The 13,939-nt window shown below is 60.5% G+C and carries 14 protein-coding genes; 1 reads left to right on the forward strand and 13 read right to left on the reverse strand.

The features are described from left to right. Positions 1-13: 13 nt before the first annotated feature. The 5 genes from NH234_RS09765 to NH234_RS09785 form a co-directional block, all read right to left on the reverse strand. Positions 14-1,003, reverse strand: a complete 990-nt coding sequence (locus NH234_RS09765; protein WP_085732330.1) for an ABC transporter ATP-binding protein — start codon at positions 1,001-1,003, stop codon at positions 14-16. Next, positions 1,000-1,800 carry an ABC transporter permease gene (locus tag NH234_RS09770; protein ID WP_065261898.1) on the reverse strand — a complete coding sequence of 267 codons (801 nt, stop codon included), beginning with the start codon at positions 1,798-1,800 and terminating at the stop codon, positions 1,000-1,002. Before NH234_RS09770 ends, NH234_RS09765 begins: the two co-directional genes overlap by 4 nt. Next, a complete protein-coding gene (locus NH234_RS09775; protein ID WP_170929633.1) occupies positions 1,787-2,623 on the reverse strand; it encodes an ABC transporter permease subunit in 837 nt (278 codons plus the stop codon). The genes NH234_RS09770 and NH234_RS09775 overlap by 14 nt, the downstream gene beginning before the upstream one ends. Before the next feature lie 5 nt (positions 2,624-2,628). Then, a complete protein-coding gene (locus NH234_RS09780; RefSeq protein WP_367256392.1) occupies positions 2,629-3,435 on the reverse strand; it encodes an alkaline phosphatase family protein in 807 nt (268 codons plus the stop codon). A gap of 115 nt (positions 3,436-3,550) precedes the next feature. Continuing rightward, positions 3,551-4,615, reverse strand: coding sequence for an ABC transporter substrate-binding protein (locus tag NH234_RS09785; protein WP_007960206.1), 1,065 nt, complete (start codon positions 4,613-4,615; stop codon positions 3,551-3,553). 351 nt (positions 4,616-4,966) lie between these two features. Between NH234_RS09785 and NH234_RS09790 the strand changes: the two genes are divergently transcribed. Beyond that, the gene (locus tag NH234_RS09790; protein WP_085701120.1) at positions 4,967-5,680 is read left to right on the forward strand and encodes a UTRA domain-containing protein; all 714 of its coding nucleotides are present in this window, start codon (positions 4,967-4,969) and stop codon (positions 5,678-5,680) included. A 409-nt stretch (positions 5,681-6,089) separates the two neighbouring features. Here the strand turns inward: NH234_RS09790 and NH234_RS09795 are convergent, their stop codons facing one another. From NH234_RS09795 to minC, 8 genes are all read right to left on the reverse strand, one after another. Further along, the gene (locus tag NH234_RS09795) at positions 6,090-8,249 is read right to left on the reverse strand and encodes a mechanosensitive ion channel domain-containing protein (protein ID WP_367256394.1); all 2,160 of its coding nucleotides are present in this window, start codon (positions 8,247-8,249) and stop codon (positions 6,090-6,092) included. A 76-nt stretch (positions 8,250-8,325) separates the two neighbouring features. Then, positions 8,326-8,502, reverse strand: a complete 177-nt coding sequence (locus tag NH234_RS09800; protein WP_170929629.1) for a hypothetical protein — start codon at positions 8,500-8,502, stop codon at positions 8,326-8,328. Between the two features lie 126 nt (positions 8,503-8,628). Further along, positions 8,629-9,918 (reverse strand): M18 family aminopeptidase, encoded by a 1,290-nt coding sequence (locus tag NH234_RS09805; protein WP_085710626.1) that lies wholly within the window; start codon positions 9,916-9,918, stop codon positions 8,629-8,631. A 76-nt stretch (positions 9,919-9,994) separates the two neighbouring features. Beyond that, a complete protein-coding gene (locus NH234_RS09810) occupies positions 9,995-11,095 on the reverse strand; it encodes a hypothetical protein (protein WP_367256395.1) in 1,101 nt (366 codons plus the stop codon). Between the two features lie 46 nt (positions 11,096-11,141). After that, positions 11,142-11,777 carry an RluA family pseudouridine synthase gene (locus NH234_RS09815; protein WP_085732336.1) on the reverse strand — a complete coding sequence of 212 codons (636 nt, stop codon included), beginning with the start codon at positions 11,775-11,777 and terminating at the stop codon, positions 11,142-11,144. Between the two features lie 91 nt (positions 11,778-11,868). Beyond that, a complete protein-coding gene (minE, locus tag NH234_RS09820) occupies positions 11,869-12,123 on the reverse strand; it encodes a cell division topological specificity factor MinE (protein WP_007960071.1) in 255 nt (84 codons plus the stop codon). After that, positions 12,123-12,935 (reverse strand): septum site-determining protein MinD, encoded by an 813-nt coding sequence (gene minD / locus NH234_RS09825; RefSeq protein ID WP_085690474.1) that lies wholly within the window; start codon positions 12,933-12,935, stop codon positions 12,123-12,125. The genes minE and minD overlap by 1 nt, the downstream gene beginning before the upstream one ends. Positions 12,936-13,104: 169 nt before the next feature. Then, on the reverse strand, positions 13,105-13,842 hold the full coding sequence (gene minC, locus NH234_RS09830) for a septum site-determining protein MinC (protein ID WP_085732533.1): 738 nt from the start codon (positions 13,840-13,842) through the stop codon (positions 13,105-13,107). Positions 13,843-13,939 lie beyond the last annotated feature (97 nt).

Here is a 13,939-nt window from a genome sequence, read left to right on the forward strand (position 1 = left end):
GTCAGCAAAGTCATCAGGCTACCTCACACAGGGCCGTCGGATCGATGGAAAGCGCCAGGCGCTGACCGTCGGGATGCAGATCCGCCGCCGAACGGTTGAGCACATCCACCACCAGTTCCACGCCCCGGGCCTCGATGCGGTAGCGGATCACGTTGCCCAGCAGGCTGTGGCTACGAATCTGTGCATCGAGTTCGCCGTTCAGGCTCAGTTCGATGGCCTCCGGGCGAATGGCGATGCGGTGGCTGATCGGTCGCTGCAACAGCTTCGAAGCACTCTCGGCATCCAGCAGGTTGTAGTTGCCGATGAAACCCGCGGCGAACACATCGACCGGTGCGGTGTAGAGGGTTTCGGCGTCGCCGCTTTGTACGATCTTTCCCTGATTCATCAGGAAAATCCGGTCAGACATGGTCAGGGCTTCTTCCTGATCGTGGGTGACGAAAATCGTGGTCAGGCCGAGCTCGCGCTGGATCTGACGGATCTGTTCGCGCAGGTGTTTGCGAATCCGTGCATCGAGGGCCGACAGCGGTTCATCCAGCAACAACAGACGCGGACGGGTGACCAAAGAGCGGGCGAGGGCGACACGCTGGCACTGACCGCCGGAGAGCTGATGCGGATAACGACTGGCGAAGTCGTTGAGCTCAACCAGTTTTAACGCCTCGGTGACACGCTTGTGGCTGTCGTCCGGATTGACCTTCTGCATGCGCAGACCAAAGGCGACGTTCTGCTCCACGGTCATGTTGGGAAACAACGCATAGCTCTGGAACACCATGCCGATCCCGCGTTTCTGCGGGGTGAGCGGCACGATGTCGACGCCATCGAGCAGGATTTTGCCGCCATCCACTGGCGTCAGGCCGGCGATGCAGCGCAGCAGGGTGGATTTGCCGCAACCGGACGGGCCGAGCAGGGTGACAAATTCACCCTTCTGGATCTCGCAGTTGATGTCGCTGAACACCGTGGTGCCCGCATAGTTTTTCTGAAGATGTTGGACGCTGACATAGCTCATTCGCTTTTGTCCTTGTTCAAGATGTTGGCGACCCAGGTCAGGACCAGCACGAAAAAGAAGTAGGAGATCACCAGCGCACTGGTGAAGTGGCCGCTGCTGTTGCGCATGTTGTTGAGGTAAACCTGCAGGGTTTCGTAGCGGGTGCCGACCAGGATGTTGGCGAACACGAACTCACCGAACAGGAACGAGAACGACAGCAGCAACGCGACCATCAGGCCTTTGCGCAGATTCGGCAGGACTACCAGAAAAGCTGCCTGAAAAGTGCTGGCGCCGAGCAGTTGGGCGGCGTCCATCAGGTCGCGCAGGTTGATCGCTTGCAGGTTGTTGGTGATCGCCCTGTACATGAACGGCAGCGCTACGGTGAAGTAGCAACCGATCAGGATCCACGGCGTGCCGACCATCGCGAACGGCCCGGAACCATAGAGCTGCAACAGACCCACCGACGACACCACCGGCGGCACCGCAAAGGGCAGCAGGATCAGGATGTTCATCAGCGCATCGAGTTTGGGGAAGTGGTAATGCACCACGAACAGCAGCGGCAGGATCAGCACCACCGAGAGGATCAGCGCGCCGACGCACACCAGCAACGATTGGCCGAAGGCGTGCAGGAAGCGCGGGTCGCTCCACAACTGGATGTACCACTTGAAGGTGAAGCCGCTGGGCAGCACGGTGGCCGACCAGCTGCTGGCGATCGAATAGATCAGAGTGCCAAGCAGCGGCAGCAGCAGAATGGCGAACAGCAGGTAGACCACGACGCGGTGGTAGACGCCGGCCGGGCCGGATTCAGCGCGAGACATGGTAGCTCCTCTTCAACAGCAGTTGATGCACGACGGTCACCAGGGTCATCAGCGCCACCAGTACCACGGCCAGGGCGCTGGCCAGGTTCGGATCGAGGGAAATGTCACCGGACACCATCGCCGCAATGCGGATCGGCAGCACGTTGAAGTTGCCGGTAGTCAACGCGTAGACCGTGGCATAGGCGCCAAGGGCGTTGGCCAGCAGGATCACGAAGGTGCCGAGCAGGGCCGGGGTCAACACTGGCAGGCCGATATGGCGCCAGAACTGCCAGCCGTCAGCACCCAGCAGCGCCGCAGATTCGCGCCAGTCTTCGCGCAAAGCATCGAACGCCGGGTACAACAGCAGGACTCCAAGGGGAATCTGGAAGTACGTGTAGAGGATGATCAGCCCGGTTTTCGAATAAAGGTTGAAGTCCTCGATGATTCCGGCCTGCTTCAACATGATCGTGATGCTGCCGTTGAAGCCGAGCAGGATGATGAACGCAAACGCCAGCGGCACGCCGGCGAAGTTGCTGGTCATGTTGGCGAAGGCGTTGACGAAGTTGCGCAGTTTCGAATCGACCCGACGCAGGGAGTACGCACCCAGCACCGCGATGATGATCCCGAACACACTCGACCAGAAACTGATTTCGAGGCTGTACTGGATCGCCTGCAGATAGAACTTCGAGCTGAAGATCCTGCTGAAGTTGGCGAAGCCCCAACCGAATTCTTCCGATTGCAGGCTGTTGATCATCACCCAGATCAGCGGGGCGATTTCGAACACGATAAAGAACAGCGCGAAAGGCACCAGGCACAGGGCGGCCAGCCATTTGCCGCGAGTCATTGAGTTCACTTGAGCAACTCCCGGCACACAGGTTTGTCGTGGGGTACGCCGAGCAGTTCGCAGACGGTGCCGCAGATGTCGGTCTGCTTCGGCATGGCGCCGGCGTTCAGGCTGAAGGCGTCACCGAGTACGAACAACGGCACCTGGCGTTCTTCCGGCAGCAGGCCGTTGTGCGAGCGGTCGTTGTTCATGCCGTGGTCGGCAGTCACCAGCACTTGATAACCGGCGTCGAGCCAGCCTTGCAGGTAGTCGGCGAGGATGATGTCGGCGCTGCGCGCGCTGTTGCGGTATTGCGGGGTGTCGAGGCCGTGCTTGTGGCCGGCGTCATCGATGTTCATCGGATGGATCAGCAGAAAGTCCGGGGCGTGGCGCAGGCGCAGGTTTTCCGCGTCGGCGAACAGGTGCGAGTCCGGATAGTGATCGTTCCAGTAGAAGTGGCCGTGCTGGATCGGCAGTGTCGGGTCATCGGTATGCCGATCTCGTGCAGCCACGAAGGGCGAGCGGTTATAGAGCTCGCTGACCCAGTGGTACGCCGCAGCGGCGGTTTTCAGACCGGCATCACGTGCGTAGTGATAGATGCTGCGCTGGTTGGACAGGCGCGAGACGTTGTTGTGGACGATGCCGCTGTCGATCGGTGGCACGCCCGTGAGGATGCATTCGTAAAGCGGTCGGGACAGGGCCGGCAGCTCGCACTCCAACTGGTAGAGTGCGGCGCGTCCTGCGCCAACGTAAGCCTGCAGATGCCCCATGGCGTGACGCGCGACCTCGTAATTGAGGCCGTCGAGCACGACAAGGATGACGGTGTGCTTCATAGGGGCAAAAACTCCGCGAACAGATCAGATTTTGACTTCAACACAGATTCCCCTATGGGAGCGAACTCGCTCCCATAGGGGATCTTCAGTAACCCCGAAAACGGGATCTATAGCATCACTTCATTTCTACGATGACTTCTTCGTTCCACTTTTGCGGCAGGGCCTTGGAGGTTTTTTCCCACGCATCGGCGTCCTTGATCGGCGTGACCTTCTTGTACTGCTCGTTCGGCAGCAGTTTGGCTTTCACGTCTTCCGGCAGTTGCAGATGCTCGGCGCGGATCGGACGGGCATTGCCGCGGGCGAGGTTGGTCTGGCCAGCGTCGCTGAAGATGTATTCGCGGGTCAGCTTGGCGGCGTTCGGGTTCTTCGCGTATTTGTTGATGATGGTGGTGTAGCCGGAAATCACCGAGCCGTCGGACGGGATCAGCACCACGTAGTCATCCGGGTTGGCCATCTTGGCCTTGTAGCTCAGGCCGTTGAAGTCCCAGACCACGCCGACTTCGATCTCGCCTTTTTCCATGGTGGCGATGGTCGGGTTGGCCATCGACAGGCGACCCTGCTTGGCGATGTCTGCGAACAGCAGCAGGGCAGGCTGGAGGTTTTTCTCGTCGCCGCCGTTGGCCAGCGCAGCGGCGAGCACACCGTTGGCAGCTTGTGCAGCGGTGCTCACGTCACCGATGGAGACCTTGTATTTGCCGCCCTTGAGGTCAGCCCATTTGGTCGGAACTTCGGAGCCGTGCAGCAGCTTCTTGTTGACGATGAAAGCGATGGTGCCGGTGTAGGCCAGTGCCCAGTTACCGTCCTTGTCCTTGGCCCAGGCCGGAACCTGATCCCAGGTGGTTGGCTTGTACGGTTGCACCACGCCTTGCTTGACCGCGATCGGGCCGAAAGCCGCGCCAACGTCGCCGATGTCGGCGGTGGCGTTGTCTTTCTCGGCGGCGAACTTGGCGATTTCCTGGGCCGAGCTCATGTCGGTGTCAATGTGTTTCAGGCCGTAGGTCTTGGCCAGGTCTTCCCAGGTGCCTTTCCAGTTGGCCCAGTCATCGGGCATGCCGACGCTGTTGACGGCGCCTTCCGCTTTCGCAGCGGCTTCGAGGGTTTTCAGATCATCAGCCGCCATGGCGGCTGTGCACATGGCAATGGTCGAGCCTAACAGTGTTGCCAGGAAAAGCTGTTTCATTCCGAAGCTCCTTGGTCGTGTTCAACGCTGCGATTGCGGTTTGTGTTGGTCTAGGTCAGCAATACCTGAGCCAATGTAGGGGGGCTGGATGACACTTTGATGTCGGCGGATACCCGGCCCGCCATTTATTTCTCCGGTATCGACGGCTGCCCGGTAAGCGTAGACCACCCTCAAAGTCCCGGTTGGCAAGGGACTTGGCCGATGTATTGCAAGTTGTCAGGGCGACCGTTCGGTAGTTTTGTCATCTCTCGGTCATCTGCACTGCCTAGGCTTGCAGCACGACCGAACGGCGCAATAGTCGTGCGGTTTTGCCCCGAAACAGTGCTGGTCTAGTCCAGATAGGTAACGTTGATGCGCGATGAGGCAACAAAAGCGGTGACAGCCATTGGGCAGATCCTTCAGGAGCAGCTCGACCATGGCTTGCTCGCGGCGGGCAGCAAGCTGCCGGCCGAGCGCAAGCTCAGCGAGTTGTTCGGCACGACCCGGATCACTGTGCGTGAAGCCTTGTTGCAACTGGAGGCGCAAGGGCAGATCTATCGTGAGGAGCGGCGGGGCTGGTTCGTATCGCCACCGCGTCTGGCCTACAACCTGATGCAACGTAGTCACTTTCACGCGATGGTCAGTGCGCAAGGGCGGGTGCCGTCGACCGAGGTGATTTCGGCGCGGTTGCAACCGGCGTCAGCGGCGGTGTGTGCGTGGTTGCAGTTGCCGGCGTTGTCGAGCGTGATTCAGATCTGCCGGTCGCGGCGGATCGACGGGCGGCTGGTGTTGTATGTGGAGCATTATCTGAATCCGCAGTTTTTTCCGGGGATTCTGGAGTTTGATCTGAATCAGTCGATTACCGAGTTGTATGCGCGGCATTACGATTTGCACTATGGGCGGGTGCGGTTCGAGATTGTGCCTACGTCGTTGTCGGTGGATGCGGCAGCGGCTTTACGGGTTTCGGTGGGGAGTCCGGGGTTGAGGATTGCTAGGGTTAATTATGATCAGGCCGGGCGGTTGATTGATTGTGATCTGGAGTTTTGGCGGCATGATGCGATTCACGTGGGGGTTGATGTGGTTTGACCTTGGCGGCCTCTGGGCCGACCAGGTTTTGGGTTGTTTTGGGTGAATATCCGTTGCTTCGGGTGCTGCCGCTGACGGTTTCGCCCTTACGGCGAGTCACTTTGGCAAACGCCCCAAAGTAACCAAAACGCTGGGCCCCTGCGTTCGGCACCTCGCTGAGGCTCGGTGTTCCTTCGTTCCGGGATTCATCCGGGGGCATCGCCTACGGTTTGCTTCGCTGCACCTCCTCTCGATGCATGCGGCTGCGCCGCACGGTCGCTGCGCTCCCACCCCCGGATAAATCCCTCCACTCAGCCTTCCGATGGGGCCAAAAGATCAAAAGCTTTACTCGAGCTAACGCTCATCGTGGTGAGTGGTGGGAGTTAGCTTGCCAGCGATGGCGGCCGGAAGTCGATCAGATTCGCCGGATCTATTCTTGAGTTTGGCCACCACCGCCTGCGGTGATCACTTGGACGTTCATCCTCGGCGTCGCCAGATCCAGGCCGGCTTCATCCAGATGCCGTTTCAGCGACAGGTTGAACGCCCGTGAAACCTCCCACTGTTTGATCGGTGCGGTCTTGAACCTTGCGCGCAATATCGCGTTGCCGGACTCGAAACTTTCCACGCCCTGAAACTCCAACGGTGACCAGATGTTGCGCCGCTGCAGCGGATCTGTGCGCATTTTCTGGCCGACGTCGCGCATCAGTTTGATGGCTTCGTCGATGCTCATGTTGAACGGCACGGCCACGCGGAAGATCGCGTAGCCGAATTCGCGGGAGTAGTTTTTGATGCTTTTGATTTCGCTGAACGGGATGGTGTGGACGATGCCGTCAATGTCCCGCAGGCGAACGGTGCGGATGGTCAGGCCTTCGACGGTGCCCAGGTGTCCGCCGACGTCGACGTAGTCGTCGATGGCCAGGGAATCTTCGATGATGATGAACAGGCCGGTGATCAGGTCGGCCACCAGCGATTGTGCGCCAAAGCCGATCGCCAGGCCGATCACGCCGGCACCGGCCAGCAGCGGCGTGACGTTCATACCCATGTTCGCCAGAGCGACGATCAGCGCAATGATGAAAATCGCCACGAATAGCACGTTGCGGATCAGCGGCATCATGGTTTGTGCGCGGGCGTTGGCCACGCCCTTGCGGGAACGGGTGAGGGCGTGGTGGACGGCGGTGTCGCTGAGGATCCAGATCAGCCACGCGAAGATCAGCGTGCCGATCAGGCTGAACAGTTTGACGCTGACGTCGTGGCCTTCGCCTTCGGTGAAGCCGATCAGCGACATGCCCCAGACCCGCAGGCCGAGTTCGATGAAGGCCAGCCACACCAGCAAATGCACAAGGGTGTAGAAGAAGCTTTTCAGGCGTTCGGAATACAACGCGTGGCGTTTCGGTCCGCGTTGCGGTTTGAGGGCGTGGCGGCGCACGAGGCCGTTGATCACCATGCACAACACCAGCAGCACGGTGCAGATCAGCGACTGGCGCAAGGCCGTGCTGGTGTCGCCGGCGGAGACGAAGGTGGCGAACAGGGAAATCCCGACCAGCACAAGCGCGGGGACGAACCAGAAGGTGCCGAGGATTTCGATGGTGTCGCTGAGGGCGCGGCGGGTCAGGCGGCGGGAGAGTGGCTGGTTGCGGATCAGGTGCGCGATGGGGCGGCGGAAGCGCAGGATGAACAGGCCGGTCGACAGGGCCGCGAGGACGTTGGCGACGGTGGCGGCGGTGTGTGCCAGGTGTACACCGAGGCCGGATACCAGTCGTGGGTCGTTCAGGGCTTCGCCGAACGCGGCGAAGCTGCCGATCAGCCACAGAGGGCGAAAGGCCTGATGGCGCAGGATGTACAACGCGCGATGGCGGTGCGGGCCGTCGAGTACGGAGAAGGCAATCACGCAGATCGCCGAGAAACAGGTGCCGACTACCAACGCGTAAGCCAGGACCATTGCCAGGCTTTTGCCCAGCGACGACGGCAGCGCGTAGCTCATGTAAACCGTGATGGCCAGGGCAATCATCCATGGTCCGAGCTTGCGCAGGGCGAAGCGCAGCATGTCGAGAGCCCGGGGGTTTTGCGGGAGCTCTTCGGTCAGGCCGAAGCGCATGCGAACCCGATGGCCGAGCCAGATCAGCGCGGCGGCCAGCAGGCTCCAGACCGCGAGGATCACGGCGAAAGCGAAGATGATCGGCAGCCATTCACTGGCCGGCAGCATCAGGTCGGACAGCTCGTCCTTGGCCAGATCGAATTCGGCGGACCAGCGATTGAGCGGGCTGTCGCTGCCGGTGAACTGCTTTTCGAAATTGGCCAGGGTGCCGCCGATCAGGCCCAGCACGCCTTCTTCCGGGGTGGCCTGGGCTTTTTTCGTGGCGTCGCGCAGTTTTTTCAGGTCGCTCAGCAACTGGGCGCGTTGCTTGTCGTTTTCCAGCGACTTGATGACTTCGTCGAGGGACTGGCCGAGCGGTTCCTGAGCCTCCGGTTGCGCCTTGTTCGAGCCATTGAGCAGACCGGGCAGACTCACCGCGTGGGCAGACGCCGATGGCAGCAGCGTCATCAGGCAGACAAGGAAGAGACAGGGCAGGGCAAAGAAACGAGCGAACACTAGGCGGTCAACCTCGCAAGGGGTGGATCGGGCGAGTGTACGAGCCCGCCTGAATCAATGCGAGCCGGGCGCGGATTTATTCGTTGAGTTTGGCGAGGATCTTGTAGACCACGGTGGCCAGGATCAACAGCATGCCGATCCACATGGCGAACACTCCGGCGTTCTTGTCGCGGAAGTTGAAGCCGAACGCCAGCAGAATCATTCCGGACAGTATCGGAATGAGCATGGAGTGGAACGCAGACATCGAGATCATGGCGACAGCCTTGTCGAAGGGGATGATTTAAGTCTAGGTGGAATTTTGCCGACCGGTGGTGATGTGTATCACAGTCACTGCGCAGTCGCCGTGGCGAGGGAGCAAGCGCCCTCGCCACAGGACCGGTTACGGCAATTCGCGGCTGGCGTAGAACGCGCTCAGCACTTTGACCAGGTGGGCCAGGTCATGGCTGCCGCACAGTTCGCGGATCGAGTGCATGGCGAACGTCGGCAGGCCGATGTCGACGGTGCGCACGCCCAGGTGGCTGGCTGTGATCGGGCCGATGGTCGAACCGCAGCCCATGTCACTGCGCACCACGAAGCTTTGCACCGGGACTTCTTCGGCCATGCACAGATGACGGAAGAAGCCGGCGGTTTCGCTGTTGGTGGCGTAGCGCTGGTTGCTGTTGACCTTGATCACCGGGCCGGCGTTGAGTTTCGGGCCGTGGTTGGCGTCGTGCTTTTCGGCGTAGTTCGGGTGCACGCCGTGGGCGTTGTCGGCCGAGACCAGCAGGGATTTCTGGATGGTGCGGACGAATTCGTCGCCTTCCGGCAGCAGGCGACGCAGGGTCTGTTCCAGCATCGGGCCGTCGGCGCCGCAGGCCGAGCAAGAGCCGACTTCTTCGTGGTCGTTGCAAACCAGCACGCAGGTTTCTTCGGTATCGGCGGTCAGCAGGGCTTGCAGGCCGGCGTAGCACGACAGCAGATTGTCCAGGCGGGCGCCGGCGATGAAGTCACCGTTCAGGCCGATGACGGCGGCGCTCTGGGTGTCATAGAAACTCAGCTCGTAATCGAGCACCACGTCGGCATTGAGGCCGTGCTCGCGGGCCAGTTGATCGGTCAGCACCGCGCGGAAGTCCACGCGTTCGTCACCGGCGAACTGCGCGAGAATCGGCGGCAGTTCGGTCTGGGCATTGATCGCCCAGCCCTGATTGGCTTCGCGATTGAGGTGGATTGCCAGGTTGGGAATGATCGCGATCGGGGCCTTGAAGTCGATCAACTGGCTCTCGACCTTGCCGTCGCGACGGAAGGTGACGCGACCGGCCAGCGACAGATCGCGGTCGAACCACGGCGCCAGCAGCGCGCCGCCGTAGACTTCGACGCCCAGCTGCCAGAAACCCTGGCGCTGCAATTCAGGTTGCGGCTTGACTCGCAGGCACGGGCTGTCGGTATGGGCGCCGACCAGGCGGATGCCGTCGTGCAGCGGAGAGTTGCGGCCCATCTTGATCGCGACGATCGAAGAGTCGTTACGGGTGACGTAGTAACGGCCATTGGCTTCGGTGTGCCAGGTCTCGCGCTCGTCGAGGCGCACATAACCGGCGGCCTCCAGGCGTTGAACAAGGCTGGCGGTGGCGTGGAACGGGGTAGGGGAGGCCTTGAGGAAGTCGATCAGGCCTTGGTTCAACTCTTCGCGCATAAGAAGCTCCAGACAGCAATGGGCGGGAGTTTAACGCATCGGCCTGATGCTTGGGACATGACATGCGCCGCTCGCGTCAACGAGCGGCGGCCACGCGTTTTTTCAGGTAGCTCATGATGACTTTTTCGTCTTCGGGGTTTTCCGGGCGCGGCAGCTGTTGCGGCCAGCGGCTCTGGTTCAGAAGCTTTTTCTGACGGCTCTCGTCCCAGCGCAGAATCTCCCGCGAGGCGCATTCCCACCATTCATGGCGACAGGCGCTGTAGTACGGATGATCCGGCGCGGCGCTGCCGTACAGCAGATCACGACCGACCTTGCGCAGGGTGCCTTTCTGGTTGCGCAGCTTCCATTTGATTTTCAGGCGCTGCCAGGCGGACGGGAACGGTTTGACTCTTGGTACGTCCTTGCACAGATCCACCAGGCGCTGGCTGAACTGCTCGCCGTGCTTGGCGAAGAAAAATGCCTGCATCGCATGGAAGAAACGCTTTTCCGCGAAGTAGTGATAGATGTACTTGCGCGCCTCGACCACCGGCCGCTTGCGCAGGGCGAACGACAGAGCGATCTGTTCGATGGTATGGATCTCGAAACCGTCGGCCGTCCATTCGTCGATCAGACGGATCGACTCTTCGAACAATTCCCCGTCGCTGTCGGTTACGCCGCACAGCCCACTGTTGTAGAGCTTGAAGCCGTTGTCCGGGGTTACACCGTGGGCGCTGAGGTCGCGACCGAGCTTCAGATAGTCGTCGCGCTCGAAGACATCTTTCCAGTCGTATTCGAAACGGTCCATCACCGATTGTTCGGTAGTGATCTCCCGGAACAGGCGGTTCGGGTCACTGGTGAACAGGGTGTCGGTGTCGACGAACAAGGTCTTTTCGGCCAATGGCAAACCGGCGGCAATCGCACAGGCCTTGCGCCGGTGGTGATAGCCGTTATCGCCCTGCCAGCGAGTCAGTGTCGGTTCGTCGAGCAGCACGGTATCGACAGGCCAGCCTTCGTAGTTCTGTGGTCGGTCAGTCAGAATCCTGATCGCCGGGCGTTTGCCGGTCTTGGCTTGGGACAGGGCCGTCAGGATGCTGAACTTGGCTTCGCGCCGGTAAACATCCTGGTTGCCGTAAATCAGGTAGAGCAGTTGGTGACGCGTCTTCTTGACAGGTGTTGCCAGGGAATCAGTACAACTCATCCGGAACAAAATCCTTTAAAACAGGCGACTGCCGGTCAGGCAGTGCTTAAAACGGAGCCGGGCATTCGAAGCGCAAGCGTTCGCCGGACTGAGGGTGGGTGAAGCTGAGCATGCTCGCGTGCAGGCACAGGCGCGGCCAGGCGGCCAGGGCTTGTTCATGGGCATAGAGTCCGTCACCAAGCAGCGGGTGACCGATGGACAGCATGTGCACGCGCAACTGGTGCGAACGGCCAGTGATCGGCGTCAGTTCGACGCGGCACCAGTCGCCACAGCGTTCCAGCACGCGCCAGAAAGTCAGGGCGTGTTTGCCGAATTCGTGGTCGACCACGTGGCGCGGCTTGGTCGGCGGGTCATAGCGCAGGGGCAGGTCGATGCTGCCGCTGTCCAGTTCCGGCTGACCCCAGCACAGGGCGGTGTAGGCCTTTTCGGTTTCGCGGTCGTGAAACTGCCGCGACAGTTCGCGGTGAGTGTCCGCGTCGCGAGCCAGCAGAATGATCCCCGAAGTTTCCCAGTCCAGACGATGGACGATACGCGCTTCGGGGTAGCCGTTTTCCTGCAGGCGAGTAATCAGGCAGTCCTTGTTGTCGTCGGCCCGGCCGGGCACCGAGAGCAACAGGGTCGGTTTGTTCACCACCAGTACGGCGGCGTCCTGATGGATGATGTGGATGTTGGACAGCGGCATTAAAACAGCCTCGTAACAAATGCCAACGGCGGCTCAGGGCCCTTCCGGTGTCGGAAGGGCCCTGAGCCGCCGTCGTTCCTGCCGGATCGACTCAGCGATCTGGCAGGGTGATGTTGAGTTCCAGAATCGAGCAGCTGCCCTGGCTTTCCAGTGCCACGTGGACGTCGTCGTTGCCGATGTTGACGTACTTGCGGATCACTTCCACCAGTTCCTTTTGCAGGGATGGCAGATAGTCAGGGGTACTGCGCTGGCCGCGTTCATGCGCCACGATGATCTGTAGACGCTCTTTCGCGACCGAGGCGGTACTTGGCTTTTTGTTGGCACGAAAGAAGTCAAAAAGGTTCATTACCTACCTCCAAACAGACGCTCGAAGAATCCCTTCTTCTCGACATTCAGGAACCGGTGTTCTTTTTCCTTGCCCAGCAAGCGATCAACGGTATCGCTGTAGGCCTGGCCGGCGTCGCTCTGGTCGTCGAGGATAACCGGGACGCCCTGGTTGGAAGCCTTGAGCACGGCCTGGGATTCCGGAATGACACCCAGCAGGCGCACGGCGAGGATTTCCTTGACGTCTTCGACGCCCAGCATTTCCCCTTTTTCGACGCGCTCCGGGTGGTAGCGAGTGATCAGCAGGTGTTCCTGGATCGGTTCTTCGCCTTTTTCGGCGCGACGGGACTTGCTGGCCAGCAGGCCGAGCATGCGGTCCGAGTCACGTACCGAGGAGACTTCAGGGTTGGTCACGACGATCGCTTCGTCAGCGAAGTACATGGCCAGGTGGGCGCCTTTCTCGATGCCCGCCGGGGAGTCGCAGACGACGAACTCGAATTGTTCCTTGAGCTCCATCAGGACTTTTTCCACGCCTTCCTGGGTCAGCGCGTCTTTGTCGCGGGTCTGGCTGGCGGCCAGTACGTAAAGGTTTTCCAGGCGCTTGTCTTTGATCAGGGCCTGTTGCAGGTTGGCTTCGCCGTTGACCACGTTGACGAAGTCATACACCACGCGGCGCTCGCAACCCATGATCAGGTCGAGGTTACGCAAGCCCACGTCGAAGTCGACAATCACTGTTTTGTGGCCGCGCAGAGCGAGGCCGGTACCGATAGCGGCGCTGGTGGTGGTCTTACCCACACCACCCTTGCCGGATGTAACCACGAGAATCTTGGCCAAGGTGTTTCACCCCTAAGGAAGAAGGACTGTTCAGCCCCTGAAAAACATCTCTTGAAAACTACTGCAGTCGGACAGCCTTGGCTGGAATTCGGCTTTTGGCCTTTTTCCTACTTCGTTTGAGCCGTTTTCGCTACGTTTTAGAGATGCTTGGAAAATGCGGCAGTATCCGTTAAAGCCGAATGATGTTCAACACGTCGCCCGACAGGCTGACCTGTACGCCCGAACCCCACATCGGATCGCGACGCAGGTCTTCGGAAACCTTGTAATGGCCTGCGATGGAGATCAGTTCAGCGCTCAATTGCTGACAGAAAATCCGCGCCTTGGTGTCGCCCTTGACTCCGGCCAGCGCACGACCGCGCATCGGGCCGTATACATGGATGTTGCCATCGGCGAGAAGTTCCGCCCCCGGGCTGACCGAGGACACCACCACCAGATCGCCACCTTGCGCATATATCTGTTGGCCACCACGTACTGGCGTGGTGATGACGCGGGTCGGTTTGACGGTCGGCTCCGGCGGTTTTTCCGGCTTCTTCGGAGCAACAGGCTCGGCAGTTTCCAGTGGCCGCTCGCGGGCGCCGGACGGCGGTAGCACCGGAATGTCGATGGCGATGGCGGCGGCGATGTCTTCGATGCGGCTGGCGCGGATCGCCAGGGTGCGCAGGCCATGCTGGCGGCACACGCGCATCAGGCCTGGCAGATCGACGGCGCCTTCGCTCGGCGGCAACTTGTCCAGCGCCAGAACCAACGGCGCGTTGCTGAAGAAATTCGGTGCCTGGGCGACTTTGGCGGCCAATTGCCGATCGAGGCTGTCCAGGTCGTTGCGGGACAGTTCCAGCACCGTAATGGCGAGCATGCTGCCCTTCAGCTGGAACACGGGATCTTGGTCTGGCGATTCGGTTTGGCTCATGTCGGCATACAACGGCTTGTCACTAAAAGTGCCGAGACTTATAACGAGAACGCCCGCCAGCCGCAAGCCGGGTCGAACGATGTAGAATGCGCGGCCA

The organism is Pseudomonas sp. stari2 (assembly GCF_040760005.1).
GTDB lineage: Bacteria > Pseudomonadota > Gammaproteobacteria > Pseudomonadales > Pseudomonadaceae > Aquipseudomonas.

Coding starts and splice junctions, on each gene's coding strand:
- NH234_RS09765 (WP_085732330.1), bottom strand. CDS start 1,003: ATGAGCTATGTCAGCGTCCAACATCTTCAGAAAAACTATGCGGGCACC.
- minC (WP_085732533.1), bottom strand. CDS start 13,842: ATGAGCCAAACCGAATCGCCAGACCAAGATCCCGTGTTCCAGCTGAAG.
- NH234_RS09780 (WP_367256392.1), bottom strand. CDS start 3,435: ATGAAGCACACCGTCATCCTTGTCGTGCTCGACGGCCTCAATTACGAG.
- NH234_RS09790 (WP_085701120.1), top strand. CDS start 4,967: ATGCGCGATGAGGCAACAAAAGCGGTGACAGCCATTGGGCAGATCCTT.
- NH234_RS09775 (WP_170929633.1), bottom strand. CDS start 2,623: ATGACTCGCGGCAAATGGCTGGCCGCCCTGTGCCTGGTGCCTTTCGCG.
- NH234_RS09785 (WP_007960206.1), bottom strand. CDS start 4,615: ATGAAACAGCTTTTCCTGGCAACACTGTTAGGCTCGACCATTGCCATG.
- NH234_RS09770 (WP_065261898.1), bottom strand. CDS start 1,800: ATGTCTCGCGCTGAATCCGGCCCGGCCGGCGTCTACCACCGCGTCGTG.
- NH234_RS09805 (WP_085710626.1), bottom strand. CDS start 9,918: ATGCGCGAAGAGTTGAACCAAGGCCTGATCGACTTCCTCAAGGCCTCC.
- minE (WP_007960071.1), bottom strand. CDS start 12,123: ATGAACCTTTTTGACTTCTTTCGTGCCAACAAAAAGCCAAGTACCGCC.
- NH234_RS09815 (WP_085732336.1), bottom strand. CDS start 11,777: ATGCCGCTGTCCAACATCCACATCATCCATCAGGACGCCGCCGTACTG.
- NH234_RS09800 (WP_170929629.1), bottom strand. CDS start 8,502: ATGATCTCGATGTCTGCGTTCCACTCCATGCTCATTCCGATACTGTCC.
- NH234_RS09810 (WP_367256395.1), bottom strand. CDS start 11,095: ATGAGTTGTACTGATTCCCTGGCAACACCTGTCAAGAAGACGCGTCAC.